Source organism: Algoriphagus sp. AGSA1 (assembly GCF_021390545.1).
Taxonomy (GTDB): Bacteria; Bacteroidota; Bacteroidia; order Cytophagales; family Cyclobacteriaceae; genus Algoriphagus.
In genome coordinates this window covers 1-15,786 of sequence record NZ_JAJUWR010000027.1, presented here as the reverse complement: position 1 = coordinate 15,786, position 15,786 = coordinate 1, and the positions used below count along the sequence as shown (strand labels likewise).

Below are 15,786 nucleotides of genomic sequence, written 5' to 3'. Positions count from 1 at the left end.
GATGCGATTAAAAGACAAAGTTATTATCGTCACAGGAAGCACAATGGGAATAGGCAAAGCCATAGCCACAAGAGTTGTAGCCGAAGGTGCCAAAGTAATCATCCACGGATTAGAGAAAGATCTGGGCATTCAGGTCGTTTCCGAATTGGGGGCTGAAAAAGCAAGACTTCACCTAGAAGATCTCTCCAATGAAGGCGCTCCCCAAAGACTAGTGGACCTTTCAATAAAATCATGGGGACGACTTGATGCCATCGTCAATAATGCAGCTATTGTGGCTGCATCAGACATCCATTCTACAGATAAAGCCTTTTTAAACCGGCTATTGGAAGTCAATACCTTTGCTCCCTTGTTTTTGATACAATCGGCACTTCCCCATTTGATCGAAAGTCATGGGACGGTGTTGAACATAGGGTCAATAAATGCCTGGAGTGGCGAGCACAACCTTTTGGCTTATAGTATCACCAAAGGAGCCTTGATGACCATGACACGGAATTTGGGGGATTCTCTTTTCCGGGAAAACGGCGTGCGGGTCAATCAGATTAATCCTGGCTGGGTCCTTACAGAGAAGGAGATTGAACGAAAAAGAGAACATGGACTTGCTGACTCCTGGTACAAAAACCTGTCAAAGCTCTATGCTCCATCCGGTAGAATTATTTGGCCGGAAGAAATAGCTCTGGCAACCATTTACTGGCTTTCGGATGAAAGTGGGCCTATCAGCGGTCAAGTTATAGACTTGGAGCAATTCCCTATGATCGGTCGGAACATTCCAAAAGACTCGAGCACCGTCCCCCATAAATGAACCCAATAAACAATATGCCAAAATTAGCCGCCTTCCCCAAAGCTTTCATGCAGCCTCTTTGCAAGGACGGCAGTATGAAACTCTCCGAATGGATAGAACTTTCCTCCGCACTGGAGATTGATGGATTGGAATGGTACGCAGGTTTTCTGGAAATGGAAAAAGAGGAAAATTGGCGTCTCTTCCGAAGGATGGTGGAGGACAGAGGAATGGTCATTCCCATGATGTGCTGCTCCCCGGACTTCACCCATCCTGACCCGGCATTTCGGGAGAAAGAGATACGGAAGCAAAAGCGCTGGATAGAGATGACTGACGAACTTGGCGGGAAATATTGCCGTGTACTGTCCGGCCAATATCGTCCAGAACTTTCCGTGGAAGAAGGAATCAAATTTGCCTCCGATTCCATCCATGCCTGCCTGCCCTATGCCAAATCCCTGGGAATTACACTGATTTTGGAGAACCACTACAAAGACGACTTTTGGGAGTACCCCGAATTTGCCCAGAAAAGAGAACTGTTCACCAAGCTGGTCAATAGCATCAAGGATCCGAATTTCGGGGTGAACTATGATCCAAGCAATGCCTTTCTGGCCGGTGAGGACCCGCTGGATTTATTGTATGATGTGTCAGAGCGCGTAGTCACCATGCATGCCAGTGACCGGTTTTTGAAATATGGCACTATTGTAGATCTGAAAAATGAGGAAAGTGGGGTAACCGGCTATGCCGCACGGTTGGGTCATGGGGAAGTGGGCAAAGGACTGAATGATTACGATGCTATTTTTACCGAATTGAAGCGCGTTGGCTTTGACAATTGGATCAGCATCGAGGACGGCGTGGACGGCATGGACCAACTTCAGCGTAGCGTGGCTTTTTTGAAAAAGAAAATAGCCCAATATTGGCAGGTATGAAAAAAGGGATACTAAACATCGGACACCTCCATGCATCCCAATGCATGCTGGGGGAAAGTCCATTTTGGCATGCGGCAAGCCAACGTTTTTTTTGGGTGGATATAGAAAACGGGAAACTCTTTGAGCACCATTTGCCTACCGGGAAGACTACTATAAAATCATTTCCCAATAGGCTCACATTAGTCTTGGCAGGAAAAGGCAATGAGTTGATCCTGGCACTGGATCGTAAAGTAGCATCCTTTGATCTGGGGACAGAACAGCTAAAGTGGCTGGCAGAAGTAGAGGCGGATCTTACGCTAAACCGCTTCAATGACGGAAAGTGTGACGCAAAAGGGCGGCTTTGGATAGGGACGCTTAACAGAAAATTCACCCAAGGGGCAGCAAGTCTGTATAAAATGGACTCTAACCTGAAGCCTGAAAAAATGCTGGATAAGTTGACGATTTCCAATGGAATGGCCTGGACGGAAGACAACCACACTTTTTACTTTATCGACACACCTACCAGACAGATCAAAGCATACCGTTTTGATTTGGATGAGGGAACACTTGAGTTTGAAAAGGTTGCCGTTGAAATCCCCGAAGAAATGGGAATGCCCGACGGGATGTGTATAGACCAGGATGGAATGCTCTGGGTGGCCCATTATGGAGGATGGGGCGTAAATCGTTGGGATCCTATGACAGGAGAATTAGTCGAAAAGATTGAACTGCCGGTTCCCAATGTCACCAGCTGTGCTTTTGGGGGAGAAAATCTAGACATGCTTTTGATCACCAGCGCTCAGGAAAACATGAGTTCCGAGGATTTAAAAAGCTCTCCTAAAAGCGGCGATGTGTTTCTGGTAAAGACGGGAGCGAGGGGAATCGAGGCGAATCGTTTTTTGTACTGAAAAGGCCCACAAGGCCATTGCCCTTGGACATGAGGTAGGATGTCAGGTGCTGGATGACGGGTGTGCTGTGTTGGATGACAGCTGGATCGAGAGAGAAAGCCTAGCACTAACCCCCTAGGGCCTGTCCAAATAGGCTTGTCCCGAGGAGGTGTACAGCGTTTGTGAAGTGTCGGATTGGAAATCATACGGTTTGGGATCGGGTGATCACAGAGAGGCACAGATGAAATATGAGGAACACTGAGATCTTATGGGATAAAAAAGTTAAGGGTTAATGGGTTAACCGTTAAGCTGTGTCAGCACAATACTAACTCAATTGATTTGTATGCCAACTCTGTTGGAGACTAAGAAATGCCGTAGGCATGGCAGATTTTATATCTCGTCCGCCGTGGCGGAGCACCGGGGTTTAACCCGGCGTAAAAAAGACCAATGGCCATTGCCTCCTGCGCAGGATTATCATATGGAAAAGGGAGCTAATGCAGGAGGGTGGAAAAGAGGATTAATTGGAGATAGGTCTGTGTGGGCATAGCCTATGAAAATAGATCAATTGTCTGCTTGGTAATCCTAGGATAACATCACAACGATTATCGGAAGTCGAGCAACAAATAGATGTTGAGTTGTAAAGTTTGCCTATCAACTAAAGGCAGTCGGGAGACTGCATTATCCACCGCACAAGTCAGGAGACTTGCGCGAGCTGGTCTGTTGGAGACTAAGAAATGCCGATTTTATATCTCGTCCGCCGTGGCGGAGCACCGGGTTTCAACCCGGCGTAAAAAAGACCAAAGGCCGTTTCCCTCGGACATGGGACATAGTGATAAGACAAAGGCTTGTCCCGAGGACGTCTGCAGCGTTTGTAAATTATCGGATTGGAAATCCTAGGATAACATCACAACGATTATCGGAAGTCGAGCAACAAATAGATGTTGAATTGGAAAGTTTACCTATCAACTAAAGGCAGTCGGGAGACTGCATTATCCACCGCACAAGTCAGGAGACTTGCGCGAGCTGGAGGTCACCGGATTATCGAATGGAAAACTACCCCGAAGGGGTAAAACCCTTAATAGCCCCGGGTAAGGGAGTGATACGAAGTGAGCGAGCGAAACCCGGGGTAGATAATGATTAAGGCAATTGTCCTCGGAGCAGGGGGATTTTTTGGAAAATAGGATGCGGTCCGAGGAGTAGCACCAAAATCCATGTAGAGAAAATTAAACTTCAATCTCCCTATTTAAACTTCAATCACCCTATTAAACCGAATATTGTTCCCCCACACAGGCCTGAAGGGCCAAAACAGCTCAACGATGGGTAAAGCCCATCGCTCCGAAATGCCTAATAATCCCAGCCCTGAAAGGGCGGAATAGTGGATAAAAAAAACATGCCGTAGGTAAGCTACTAGCTGAGTCAGCGCCCTTTCGGGAATTTATTGGTGGAAACCCCCAGTTTCCCGTCCCTATACCGCATGCTCTCTTGCGACCAGAACAGACACCCACCCAGAAGCAGAAAAAGGCCCTCCACCCATCGCGCGCCTTCCGGAGATTTCTTACTGATAGCATCGCCCAAGTCCCTGATGTTTTGGCGAAGGCCCAAAAGCTCCCCTTCGACCAACTTCTTACCCGCTTTCATCCCATGATCACCGGCCAAGAGGAGCACTTCATTGTGGTTGTCCCCTATAGCTTGCTCCTTTACGGAGGAGACCAGATCGTTTGCCAGGTAGATGTATCTGGCGATAGCTTCCTCTAGCTCCCCGGAACCGTCCGCCTGCCTTCCATATTCTCCCCGGAGCAAGTGGATGGCGATGTACGCCCCAGAACTATGGGGTCTCATCCTACGGTACTCGTCCAGTGATGGACTCCGGTTTTCCCTCTTGTTCTGCCTTTCCCATCGAAGCCCCGCTATGTAATTATCCCAGACGCTTTCAAATCCAGCTTTCCAGCCTTTATCGGCATAATTCTCCATAACCTTTATATAACACCGATCAATTGGAAATCCTATGGTGGACATTTCCGTTTTGTCAAGTGCCAACTCCTCAGCAGACAAGAACTTTAAAAAATAATCCTCATTCTTTTCTTCCAATATATCCAACAGGTCATCAACCATAAACAGGCAAAAGAACAAGTTAGCTATACTGATCAGCCGATGGCGCTCCATCTGGGGGAACAGGTAGCTGGCAAATGAATTCTGCTTCTGGGCTACAGAACGCTGCAGTATCTCCCAATCTGAATCATCACGGACTACGTCTAGCCAGGTAATCGCCCAGGCCAATACCAGCTCATTCAACAGGGGCGAATCCACATGCATGGCCACGTGAAAATCAGTAGGTTTCATCGTCGAAATTCTTTAAGTCGTGTTTGAAACGCTCCACCGTCCGGCGGCTTACCCTGAAGAATGCCCCCAGGTCCTCGTTGGTGATTTCCGGTTCGAGCCCGGGAAACATCCGCACAAACTCCCTGTATCCGGCATCCAATTTCTTTTTACTCAGTTCAAGCACAGTGGAGCTGCATTCGTTTATCCGCAGGCTGATCTTGTGGGCAACCTTGACGAAATCAGGATTTTCGTCCAACAACTCCCGCTCCGAATCACGGGAAAACTCATAAAACACCACATCCGTGATGCACTTAATAAGGGTATCACTGGGGACACCGCTACGGAACGACCGTTCATCAAAGACAATATCCTTCGGCTTGAACACCATAAACAGGGCGTGTTGGTCACCATTGAATTTGTAAGACCCGATAAACCCCTTGCACAGGTACCTGCTGACGCGGTCCGTCTCCCCCGGATGTTTCAGTGTCTTTCCTCTTTTAACCTGCTTTAATTCCAGTTTGGCAAACACCTTCGCATAGCTTTTCCCCGGTAAGGGAACTAACTGGTTGATGTCATCCATAAGCAGTTTTTGATAAGTCTCCACCATGTCAAAAGTCAGTAAATCAAACAATCGATTCAGTGTAGGATAAAAAGTCCAAACCACGGTATATTGGCCTTCCCTCACTAAATCCTACCTATTAATCTAATTAGTAGGTGAATACGATCCAAGAAAATCACAGCAGAAACCAAGAAATCAGCCCAAAAATCCGCCATTTGTCGGAATCTAAGCGCTGATTTTTCATTTCCGACATATGTCGGAGGCCGGGTAGGCAGGGGTAAAGTAATTTTATAAGAGCATCACTTACCGCTCTTGAGCATGAATAAAACAAGCCCCTATCCCAACACGCTTACCCCTGTCCTGGCCGAAGGAGCCTCCTTATTGCTGGCGGCACTCTTCGCCTATACGGCGGTGAGTAAGGTGTATGACTGGAGCGGGACCCGGATGGCGATGTACAACCAGGTGTTCCCCACTGGAATGGCGGAAGTACTGTTATATGTATTGCCAGTGGTGGAAATGGTTGTTGCCGTACTGCTGCTGGCCCCGGGCTGGCGTAGGGTAGGATTGCTGCTGAGCGTGGTATTGCTGAGTCTATTTACCGGGTATGTGGCCCTGGTCTGGCTGGGATTTGCGGAGCGTGTCCCCTGCTCCTGCGGCGGGGTGCTCAGTGGTCTGGGCTGGGGAGAGCATCTGGTGTTCAACCTGGTGTTTTTGGGAACGGCGGTATGGGGGTTGAGGCAAAGAGAAATTGGAGCTCAAGGGTTAAGAGGTTAAGGGTTAAAAGTTAAGGGTTAAGGGTTAAGGGTTAAGGGTTAAGCTGGACAGCCCAATAATAACTCAATTGATTTGAATCCAAAATCCTGTAGAAAAGAAGCCTGCCGTAGGTAGGCCTGGTCGGTAGCCTAGGGTGGAGACCTGAGGAACGAAGGGTGTAACCCTAGGTCAAAAAAGACAAAAAGGCCATTTCCTCGGACATGAGGTATAGTGATAAGAAGAAAGCTTGTCCCGAGGAGATCTGCAGCGTTTGCGAATCAATTATCGGATTACAAATCCTACGGTTTAGGATCGGGATTGCAAATCCCGATCAGCACAAGTAACATAAAAAACCTTCGAGGTTTGGCAAACCTCAAAGGTTATCACATAACGCCAAAGGCAGCTCTATAAACGCAAGGGGCAATGACGCTCGATAAATAAAAAAACAGCACGGTCCGTGAAGCCACCAGGTGGTTGCCGGACAACAGCAGGGGGCAGTGATCAGGACTGCGCAATCCGGATTAAAACCGGCCGCCCCTCTCAGAAGGAAAATCTGTTATGATTCGTGGCATAACAGCTAGTCCAAAGCGATCGGAGTTATCACAAAACTACAACTATGAAATCACGCATATGGTGGGTACCGCCTCAAAGAGTTGATCAACATATATGCGTGATTTCCTGTCCGACGACAGACGGGCATACAACAATTAAAAAAACAAATTATAATCTTATGAAATCAAATAGCCTTAACCTCCTACGCGGAGGTGTATTTTCGCTTGCTGTGGTAGCCGCATTCGCATTTACCCAGCCATTAAAAGTCACCACAGCTTATGGTGCAGAAAGGAATGATGATGACGAAGTCATCGCATGGCATCAAGTGGATATCTCAAACCCACAAAATTATGAATGCGAAACAAACCCAAGCCTGGTATGTATTTACGAGGAACAAGACGTCACCTCACCAATGGTGGCACCAGGTAAATTCCTTCCTTAATTGAAATTAGAGGCCGAATTTTTTTCGGCCTCTTTTTTTTTGAACTATACCAATGTTTTTTTTATCTGCCCATTCCATTTGGAATCCAGCGTTGGTTACAATAATCATCTAGGATTTTGGGCAATTCCTGAAACCTGAATTTCCTCCGGAGGAATCGGCAAGACATACCGTGGTGAGCCCGGACTTATTTCAAAACTCTCAGATCCGATTTTCCTTGTCACCAAAGTTGCAAATCTTTGATCTTTGTTCAGTCTTCTTAAATCCGTCCATCTGATTCCCCGGAAGATCAGTTCTTTTCTCCTTTCCATAAGGATCAACCTGAGTGCTTCTTCGGAATTGGACGCAGTGTATGGGATGAAGCCCCCCTCTACCCATCTTGTTTCCAACAACGTGTTTAGTATCTCCATCGATTCACCAATACCCCCCCTTCTTGCTGCACATTCAGCCGAAATCAAATACATTTCATTGGTTGCCAATCCTGAAAAACGAACTCTGCTCCCCGAATAATTCCCATCAAAGCTAATCCCCTGTTCATCAGGAGTAAAAAGCAATTCCTTTCTTAGATCATTGTCACCGAACATCCCGACCAGCGTGCTGTCCACAAAGGTCAATCCACTGTTCATATGCCGGTAATTCATCATTTCCAGGTGATGGATCACTTCATCGTTGAATAGAGGAAAAGGGTACCTCGCTGCAAGATCCAGCTCCGAGTAATCCAATAAGGTGTTGTTTATTTCCAAAACTTTCCCGGCATGAAATCCCGCTTTTTCATATTCTTCCATTGCCAAATAAATTCTGGCCAAAAGCGCATGTGAACTGATTTTTGAAGGGCGGGTCTTATATTCTGCATATTCAGGAAGAAGACCGATTGCAAGCTCCAGATCCCCTGTGATTTGGTCATAGTCTTCCCCTATCGTACCCCTATCAACAAAAGTCGAAACGTTTGGGGACAGACGAAGTGGAACACCAGGTGAATCATTTGCAGAACCCGGGCTATAGGGAGCTGCAAAAGCGCTCAATAGCTGAAAATAAGCCTGAGCCCGCATCCATAATGCCCGGCCTCTGAGCTCAATCAACAGTTCTGCGTCATCGGAGGTTTCCGGAACTATTTCATCCGCCTGTTCCAACACCACATTAGCTGCCAGAATCTGTTGGTATGGGACACTCCAGTCACTTCCCAAAAATTCATATATATCTTCCTGCCAAGTATAGGCGTTTCTCTCAAACAAAGTTAGCCCCAAAAAGCCATCCTCGGTTATGTAAAGGTTGTCCGAACTCAATTCAAGTATTCCAGGAGTACTGTTGATCCCCAATAGGGTCGCATCAAGCAATTGCTCCAACTCCACTGCTTTTTGTGGGATTAAAAGGTTGGATTGGGGCTTCTGATCCAAAAAGCCATCACAAGCTCCCAGCATAATCAGGCTGAAGAACAGGATTGTATTTCTAATATTCATTGCATGTGGATTTAAAGGTTAAAACTCAATTCGTAGCCCGGTTGCCAGACTTCTCAGCGGTCGCATGGACCTGAAATCGGGATCCATAGGATCATCAGAAGCTTTCCAGATTATCCCAAGATTATTGGCATAGAAGAACCATTCCAATCGGGAAAGCGGGAGTCTTAACACCGTAGTGTTGAAGTTGTAGGACAGTCTCACGTCCTGTAAGCGGATATTATCCGCCCGTTCAACACGGGCTTCGGAATGTGCGTAAAATGTATCCCTCAGGCTGTTGGTATTAGCCGGTAGAGATGGGACATCCGTTCTGATTTCGTCTCCAGGCTCCAACCAACGGTTTTCAAAATCAGCATGGGGGATGTTTCCTGCAAACACGCCGGAATAATCCACAGCACTTCTCTTGTAGTAATAACCCAAACGATAACTAATATTGAATGATACCACAAAACCTTTGTAGGAGAAGTTGTTCATCAAAGAACCAAAGGATGTCGGCCTAGACGCACCGTGAAAAGTTATGGATTCAGGTGTAGCACTCGAAATGATTTCACGGTAATCGGTGGATGGCTCTCCGTCCAAAATGCCCCGTGGGTCGCCGGTATCCGAATCAAGACCAGCCCAAGGGTAACTGTATATTGCGAACAAGGGTCTGCCTTCCATTGGAAAAGTCCCAAAATATCCCATTAAGTTGCTTACACTGGATTCTTTATCATAGCGGGTAACCTTTTCGCTGACGGTACTCAGGAAAAAACGTGTTTCCCAGCTGAAAAACTTTCCCATAATATTTTTGCTGTTCAACTGAACATCAAATCCCCGGGTTTGGGTTTCAGCAAAATTCCCCCTTAACTGACTGACACCTGTACTTGGTGAAACCGGAAAGTCACCAAACAGATCCCTTCCATTTTTTTGGTACCACTCCACGCTACCACTCAGCCGATCTCCTACTGACGCAAAATCCAAGGCCAAATTGAAGGTTCCTATTTTTTCCCATCTCAATTCCGGGTTAGGTGGATTGGTGATCCAGGCATATGGTCTTCCCGTCAAGGCATTAAAAGCTCCGGAATAGGTATTAGCGGTAATAAAGGAGGTGACCGAACGGTTGATATTGCCGGCATAACCATAGGTTGACCGTAACTTCAAATAGGGCATCCAGTCAAATCTGTAAAAACGCTCTTCACTGATCGTCCATGCCATGCCCATAGACCAGAGCGGCACTCCCCGCTGGTTGGCATTTACCCCGAAAAAATTGCTGGCGTCCCTTCTGGCACTTGCAGAAATAGTATATTTTCCATCATGGGTGTAGGCCGAATTGATGTATTGGGAGAGAAACCGATCCACTGAACCCGGATGGCTTATTCCCGCAGAGGGAATAAGTATCAGCGAATTATTTACCCTACTTGGAAAACGGGTGGCTAAGGGAACAACCACACTTCTGCCATATTCCTCCTCATAGCCATAATACCTTGCTGAATGGGTGACTGAATTCCAATCCCTGATTTCCGCTCCGGCCAGTCCGCTCAGTTCCCCTTTCTCCCCGATAGACTTGCTGAATCTAAGTTGGGACCGCAGGTTATAGCTATCGGCTGAAGTGTTGGATCGGTCAAAAATACTTTCCAGAGGCACCGGAAAGGTCAGCGTACCATCCGGTTCTTCCTGAACAAACCGGTTGACAAGTTCCCTGGTATAGTAACTGGTTTCAGGATATAATGAACTTCCTGTTCTGTTGTTTCTCCAGCGCTGGTACAATACCTCTACCGAAAGCCAATCCGTAATCCGGTACCCTGCTGATAGATTCAATCTGATTTCCTCCTGGGAATTCTGAAAGTTCATGTTGTTCTTTTCCAGCAAGGGAATGTACCTCCAGTCCAAAGCTCCATCTAACGTATTCGCTTCTGTAAACCTTCTGGAATATTGGCGGATGACGGCTTGGGGATTTCCCGCGTCATCGATAAGCCTCTCATATAGGAAGGCTTCCGGCACTTCTGTGCGGACAGTGGATTCATTTGAAGTGTAATACAGACCCGCGGAGATTTTCAAGCGGTCTTTTTTCATCAGTGACCAGTCTCCTTTTGCGCTCAGGGTAATCCTTTCATCTCCATTGCCGATCACATTTGCCTGATTGGCATCGTAACCAGCTGAAAACGCATAGCGACCACTTCCATCTCCTCCCTGCAAGCCCAAATAATGCTGGCTTCTGATTTCCGGTCTGTAATAATGCCGGTTCAACTCATCCCTGAAATCAGAATTTACAAATTGATCCCGCAGTCTTTGCTTTTCATCATCAGAGATTTTTCCATCACGATGGGCAATCAATGTCTCCACCCATGGGGAAAGTGCTGGTTTGTTTGCGTTGTTTTCACGGACAGCATAGAAGCCTCCTGCAAACAGCTGTTCTTCCAGAGAAAGAAAGGGCTCAACACTGGAAACAGGATTGTAAAAAAGGTCAGGGCTCTCGGTTACGCTCACATTACTGCTCAAGCTGACACGGGTCTGCTGTCCGGTCTTTCCTGATTTGGTAGTAATTACTATTACTCCATTTCCCGCACGTGCCCCCCAAATAGAGGCCGCAGCCGCATCTCTGAGAATAGTAATCGATTCCACATCGTTAGGATTGATGTTTTCCAATGGGCCATCATAGGGGAAATTATCCACAATGATCAGGGGATCGGTATTGGCAAATATCGTGTTTCTGCCACGGATACGGATCCCCTCACCGGGACCTTCCCGGTTGATCATAAGGCTGGGGGTCACATCTTCAAGCCGATCCAGCAGATTTGTACTGAACCTTCGGTCAATCAGGTCCCGGTCCACCTGTACAAAGGATCCTGTAGCACGTTCTTTGGGAATTTCCTGATAGCCCGTAGAAACCACCTCCACCTCGGACAGGTTCATCTGATCTTCCTCCAGCCTGACTTCCAGTGGGGTGGATGTGGGGACGGTGACCTGTATCTCTTGGGACTTATAGCCAAGAAAACTTACAACCACTAGATGCTCTCCCCGGGGTAGTTCCAGGGAAAATTCCCCTTCTTCGTCTGAGACTGTACCCCGAAGTGTTCCCTTTAACGTCACGGTTGACCCGGGAATGGGTTGGGAATCTGTGGCGGAAACCACCTTCCCTCGTATGGTATCAGTGTTCTGCGCCGCCGCCTTAAGGTTAAGGATCATTCCCAAACCCAGGAGCAACACCAGACGGCACCTAAACTTATAACTATAGCTTTTCATAAACAGGGATTTAAAGTAAGTTGGATTGACTTGTGGGGTTGGACAGCGCTCTTTCTATCAGCCCTTCTGCTTCCTCCAAAGTAGCCGGGACCCGACCAAGATTGAGAAGGCTCCCGCCGTCCCTTATGATCATCCACTGCGGGAAACTTTGTATATTATAATGCGAAAGAAAGGTGTTCTTACCTTCCTCTTGCTCAGCATAAGCCGGCGTATAGCCAGCATCCGGAACATTGGGGGTACCGTTTTGCCTCTGCCAGTAGTCGGGCTTTCTGTCGGCACTTACAGAGATAATTTCTACTTTGGGGTGTTCTGCGTACCTGGAAATCAAAGGACTCAGGATTTTTTCATGAAATGCCTTGCATGCACCACATCCGCTGATCCAAAAATCCATCAGGATTACCTTGTCTTTATATTCATCTGTTTGGATACGCTTGCCGTCAATTCCCAGCCAGTCAAAAGAAATGACCTTGCTTCCGCTGCCGAATTTGCCCAGCATGATTTCCAGTTCGGCTTTTAGGCTTGGCTCAGCTACTTGGGAAAGAAGTTCTTTTGCCTGGGATTCAAAATCCGGAATCCTTCTTCGGTAGTCACTGAGATATTGGATCGCCAGGCGATCCGCAACCGCTGAAGGATATTCCCCTCGAACCTCTTCTAAAAAAGAATTGCCAGTTACATCGGCGCTTAATTTGGATTTGGACAGCAAAAAGTTACGGAATGGGGGCACCTGCAAGGCAGTTTCTATCGGAATGTCCTTAGCAAACTCATGGGCATATTGGGAAATGAAACCCTCAAATTCCCTTTCGGTTTGCGGTTCGTCCAATTGAACTACCCTCTCATATGCCCCCTGTAATCTTGCTACATGGATATACCCCAATCTACCCAATATTCCTGCCTTGATAGCCATTCTATCCGCTTCTGAAAGCCACTTTTCGTAAAATCCAACCCTTTGGCTAACCTCCGCTTCCCATTTTTTATAGTCTATGGATTTAAGAAATTCCAATTCGGATTTTCCTGCTACCACGGGAGAGGTTTTCCTCCCGAAAGACCTCGAAATAGTATCCCAGGCTGTGTGGTTTTTAGGTTCTGCAAGAAATGTCCTGTATCCATCATCAGAATTAAAAGGCAGTACGACATCTGTTTCCTGAACTGAAGCGGATAGCACCTCCTGAAGCTCTTTCTGAAGTCTGAACTTAAAGGAAGAAGGTCCTGAAAAGGTAATCGCTGAAGACTGGGGGTTTACCTGAATCATGATACTATCCCCCGGGCTGACCCTATAGTCCCGGATTACCGGATTGGCTCCAAAAGACAAGCGCAAAATGGAGGGGCCTGAAATAGAAGGAGTCCGAAACCGATAGCCTCTTTCCTCACGTGGCATCAGTCCGGTGAGCATATGTGCGTCCATGGGAGGGATTTCCATCTGCTGATGGTTGGAGAAGTCTTCCAGTCCGTACATTTCAGCATCCCAGAGGTCAACCACCAGATTTCCTGCAGATTCGGGGGTACGGTGTACCAAATAGACAGTAACCGGAGCATGCTCCCCCACCTCAGCAGAAGAGCCTGCGCTCTCCTGCCCTTGGGTGCCGGAGTGATCAACCAAACTACCATCCCCCGGCAAGGTATCGGGACGGGTCTCCCCGCCCCGATGGGTGTCCCGCAATCCATGCGGGACGTGGGGCTGCGACCTATGAAGAAAATCCGCCCCGGGTGAATCAGCAACTTGTGCCAGTAGTGTGCTTGTGGGAATCCCGATGGCTATCGGGACCACTAAGCAGATGAGTATTGTTTTTTTCATGAGATTTATAATTGTTTTTTAATGGCCTCATGGAATGCCTTCAACTGAGATAGAATTAGACATAGCTATCCTGCTTCAGGCATTTCATGTGCTTTTTGTTTGTAATGCTGGGTCCGCCACGGCGAGACAGGTGTCCGGTGACCGATGTCCGATGGGAGCACCGTCATTTCGACGAGGTACGAGGAGAAATCTCAGTCACAGTCATCAGTCGCAGTGGGCAGAAGGGAAAGTCAGAAAGCTGAAAGCACTATCACGAACGCTTGATTCATGACTCTTGACTCTCGATTCTTGCCTCTTGGCTCTAGCTTCTTGGCTCTTGCTTCTTGGCTCTAACCTCTCCCCTCTTGCTACTTGATACCTGCTACTTGCTACCCCAAACCAGAAATAGTAATCCCACCTCAGTCTATCCGACCAACCAGCATTAATTAATAATAAGATGTAATGTGTCAGCTCTACCGGCTATTCTGAGCTTGCTGACGTGCGTATGCAGTAACCGATCTGCTCAGGGATGTGCACCTCCCCTTTCACGGTCTTAAAAGTGAACCCATCCCTCAAATCGGATTCTTGGGCTTCAGGGGATACAGGCGATCTGAAGCGATAATGCCCTGTTCCACTGGGGATAAATTAATAGTTAGTGAGCATAAGTGACCAAAATCCAAAACAGAAAGAAAATCCACACCCATTCCCGCTACGAGCGAAGCAACATTATAGGAATAGGATGTAGTCAATTCTAGCTGCATTTAAACCAGATCTTTAGGACACTCATTGTCAGTCATTAAGAACTAGCTGAAAACTACAACTATAAATTCTCTGACAAATAATGTAAATTACCACTGTAAAGCAGGTCAAAACTGCTTTAGTCAAATATGTGAGTAATTTATTCGGTAAAAAACCACCGGCTGTGGTATCATACCATAAGGTAAATATTTATCTTTCCATCATGAGCGAAGTGAAAAAAGACAGAGGTCAAATCCACGTAGGAAATAATGTTCAACGATTTAGAGAAATGTTGGGAATCAAGCAATATTCTCTTGCCGAATCTTGTAACTGGAGTCAACAGCAAATGTCAAAATTGGAGAATTCAGAAACAATTGAAGATGAGACATTAGAGATTATAGCTAAGGAGCTTGGGGTAACATCTGAATTCATCAAAAATTTTGATCCAGACAAAGCCGTATGTAATATCCAATCCAACATTACTTACAACGATCACGCTGTAAATTCAAGTCAACATAATAGACCCCATATTGAACATCATCCAGTAGATCAAATGGTCAAGCTTCTTGAGAAATACCTTCAGGATGATCAGAAAAAGACAGCCCAAATAGAGTCACTGACTAAGACGGTGATGGATTTGGCTGAGGAAGTGAAGAGGATGAAAAGTAGTAGTTGAAAATTATAAGATTTATTTCAATTAAGAAATAACAATATGACCATCACAAAATAATTTATGGCAATAATATAGTTTAACTATTTATTTACAGCAGTAGATAAAGCAGAGAAAAATTTCACCTTGTGAAAAGTGCTGAATTTATTTTTGCATTTTCAATATTAACTCTAACACATAATAACATCTCAAAAAAGTGGTTAGAATAATTATCAATCCTGTAATATTTAAAAAAAACATGTAAGATGAATATTCTTCCGACAGAACTAGCTTGGAGAAATAAATGATAAATGATATCATTATTAATGAAATAACCCCTGATTGTAAAATCTCGATCGCTCTTTTATAAAGTTTACTAGATAAAAATATCTTAAAAGGAATTGAATCGTTATTCAATTCTTCATTAGAAAGAATCTGTGAACTTTTAAATGAAATCAAAATAGTAATTAGTGTTAATATAAAACCAGAAATCGTTAAGCCAATAGCACCAATATCTGATGCAAATTCAAAGTTAAATTCTCCAGATGGAAGATTAATCAGTCCCCGTTTTTGTGAAAAATTGAGAATTAACATTAATAGTATTGATAAACTATAATCATATAGTATAGGTTTATCATAGAGACTGTAATCTAAACTCTGTCTAAAACTTTGAATTTTAGTTAAAGTTTATAAGATAGAGCAGTATGAAAGAACAAGAATCAGCATTCAAGAAAAAAGTATTAGAGCAGTTTTTATCAGGGGAGAA

General features: G+C 45.8%; 12 protein-coding genes. 6 read left to right on the top strand and 6 right to left on the bottom strand.

The window, feature by feature from the left end; all coding sequences use genetic code 11:
* The first annotated feature begins 1 nt into the window (after position 1).
* Genes LZF95_RS19265 through LZF95_RS19255 form a run of 3 tightly spaced genes read left to right on the top strand, consistent with a single transcriptional unit; the run spans position 2 to position 2,585 of the window.
* Entirely contained in the window at positions 2 to 799 is a 798-nt protein-coding gene (locus LZF95_RS19265) for an SDR family oxidoreductase (protein WP_233756670.1), read from the top strand.
* A gap of 14 nt (positions 800 to 813) precedes the next feature.
* Entirely contained in the window at positions 814 to 1,701 is an 888-nt protein-coding gene (locus LZF95_RS19260; RefSeq protein WP_233756668.1) for a sugar phosphate isomerase/epimerase, read from the top strand.
* Positions 1,698 to 2,585, top strand: a complete 888-nt coding sequence (locus tag LZF95_RS19255; RefSeq protein ID WP_233756666.1) for an SMP-30/gluconolactonase/LRE family protein — start codon at positions 1,698 to 1,700, stop codon at positions 2,583 to 2,585. Before LZF95_RS19260 ends, LZF95_RS19255 begins: the two co-directional genes overlap by 4 nt.
* 1,395 nt (positions 2,586 to 3,980) lie before the next feature.
* Here the strand turns inward: LZF95_RS19255 and LZF95_RS19250 are convergent.
* Together LZF95_RS19250 and LZF95_RS19245 are read right to left on the bottom strand one after the other, a co-directional pair.
* Entirely contained in the window at positions 3,981 to 4,904 is a 924-nt protein-coding gene (locus tag LZF95_RS19250) for a terpene synthase family protein (protein WP_233756665.1), read from the bottom strand.
* Positions 4,891 to 5,547: a Crp/Fnr family transcriptional regulator gene (locus tag LZF95_RS19245; protein ID WP_233756664.1), complete on the bottom strand. Its 657-nt coding sequence runs from the start codon at positions 5,545 to 5,547 to the stop codon at positions 4,891 to 4,893. Before LZF95_RS19245 ends, LZF95_RS19250 begins: the two co-directional genes overlap by 14 nt.
* Positions 5,548 to 5,760: 213 nt before the next feature.
* Here LZF95_RS19245 and LZF95_RS19240 point away from each other — a divergent pair, with 213 nt between their 5' ends.
* Entirely contained in the window at positions 5,761 to 6,216 is a 456-nt protein-coding gene (locus tag LZF95_RS19240; RefSeq protein WP_245405160.1) for a MauE/DoxX family redox-associated membrane protein, read from the top strand.
* A 709-nt stretch (positions 6,217 to 6,925) separates the two neighbouring features.
* Entirely contained in the window at positions 6,926 to 7,189 is a 264-nt protein-coding gene (locus LZF95_RS19235; protein ID WP_233756662.1) for a hypothetical protein, read from the top strand.
* Positions 7,190 to 7,293: 104 nt separating this feature from the next.
* Here LZF95_RS19235 and LZF95_RS19230 read toward each other — a convergent pair whose 3' ends face one another.
* The 4 genes from LZF95_RS19230 to LZF95_RS19215 all read right to left on the bottom strand — a co-directional run bounded on the left by LZF95_RS19230 (position 7,294) and on the right by LZF95_RS19215 (position 14,394).
* Complete coding sequence (locus LZF95_RS19230; protein ID WP_233756661.1) at positions 7,294 to 8,643, bottom strand: RagB/SusD family nutrient uptake outer membrane protein; 1,350 nt, start codon at positions 8,641 to 8,643, stop codon at positions 7,294 to 7,296.
* A gap of 18 nt (positions 8,644 to 8,661) precedes the next feature.
* A complete protein-coding gene (locus LZF95_RS19225) occupies positions 8,662 to 11,862 on the bottom strand; it encodes a SusC/RagA family TonB-linked outer membrane protein (protein WP_233756660.1) in 3,201 nt (1,066 codons plus the stop codon).
* A gap of 10 nt (positions 11,863 to 11,872) precedes the next feature.
* The gene (locus LZF95_RS19220; protein WP_233756659.1) at positions 11,873 to 13,654 is read right to left on the bottom strand and encodes a thioredoxin family protein; all 1,782 of its coding nucleotides are present in this window, start codon (positions 13,652 to 13,654) and stop codon (positions 11,873 to 11,875) included.
* A 551-nt stretch (positions 13,655 to 14,205) separates the two neighbouring features.
* The gene (locus LZF95_RS19215; protein WP_233756658.1) at positions 14,206 to 14,394 is read right to left on the bottom strand and encodes a hypothetical protein; all 189 of its coding nucleotides are present in this window, start codon (positions 14,392 to 14,394) and stop codon (positions 14,206 to 14,208) included.
* Between the two features lie 128 nt (positions 14,395 to 14,522).
* On the opposite strand from LZF95_RS19215, the gene LZF95_RS19210 reads away from it, so the two are divergent.
* Entirely contained in the window at positions 14,523 to 15,047 is a 525-nt protein-coding gene (locus LZF95_RS19210; protein WP_233756656.1) for a helix-turn-helix transcriptional regulator, read from the top strand.
* Positions 15,048 to 15,786 lie beyond the last annotated feature (739 nt).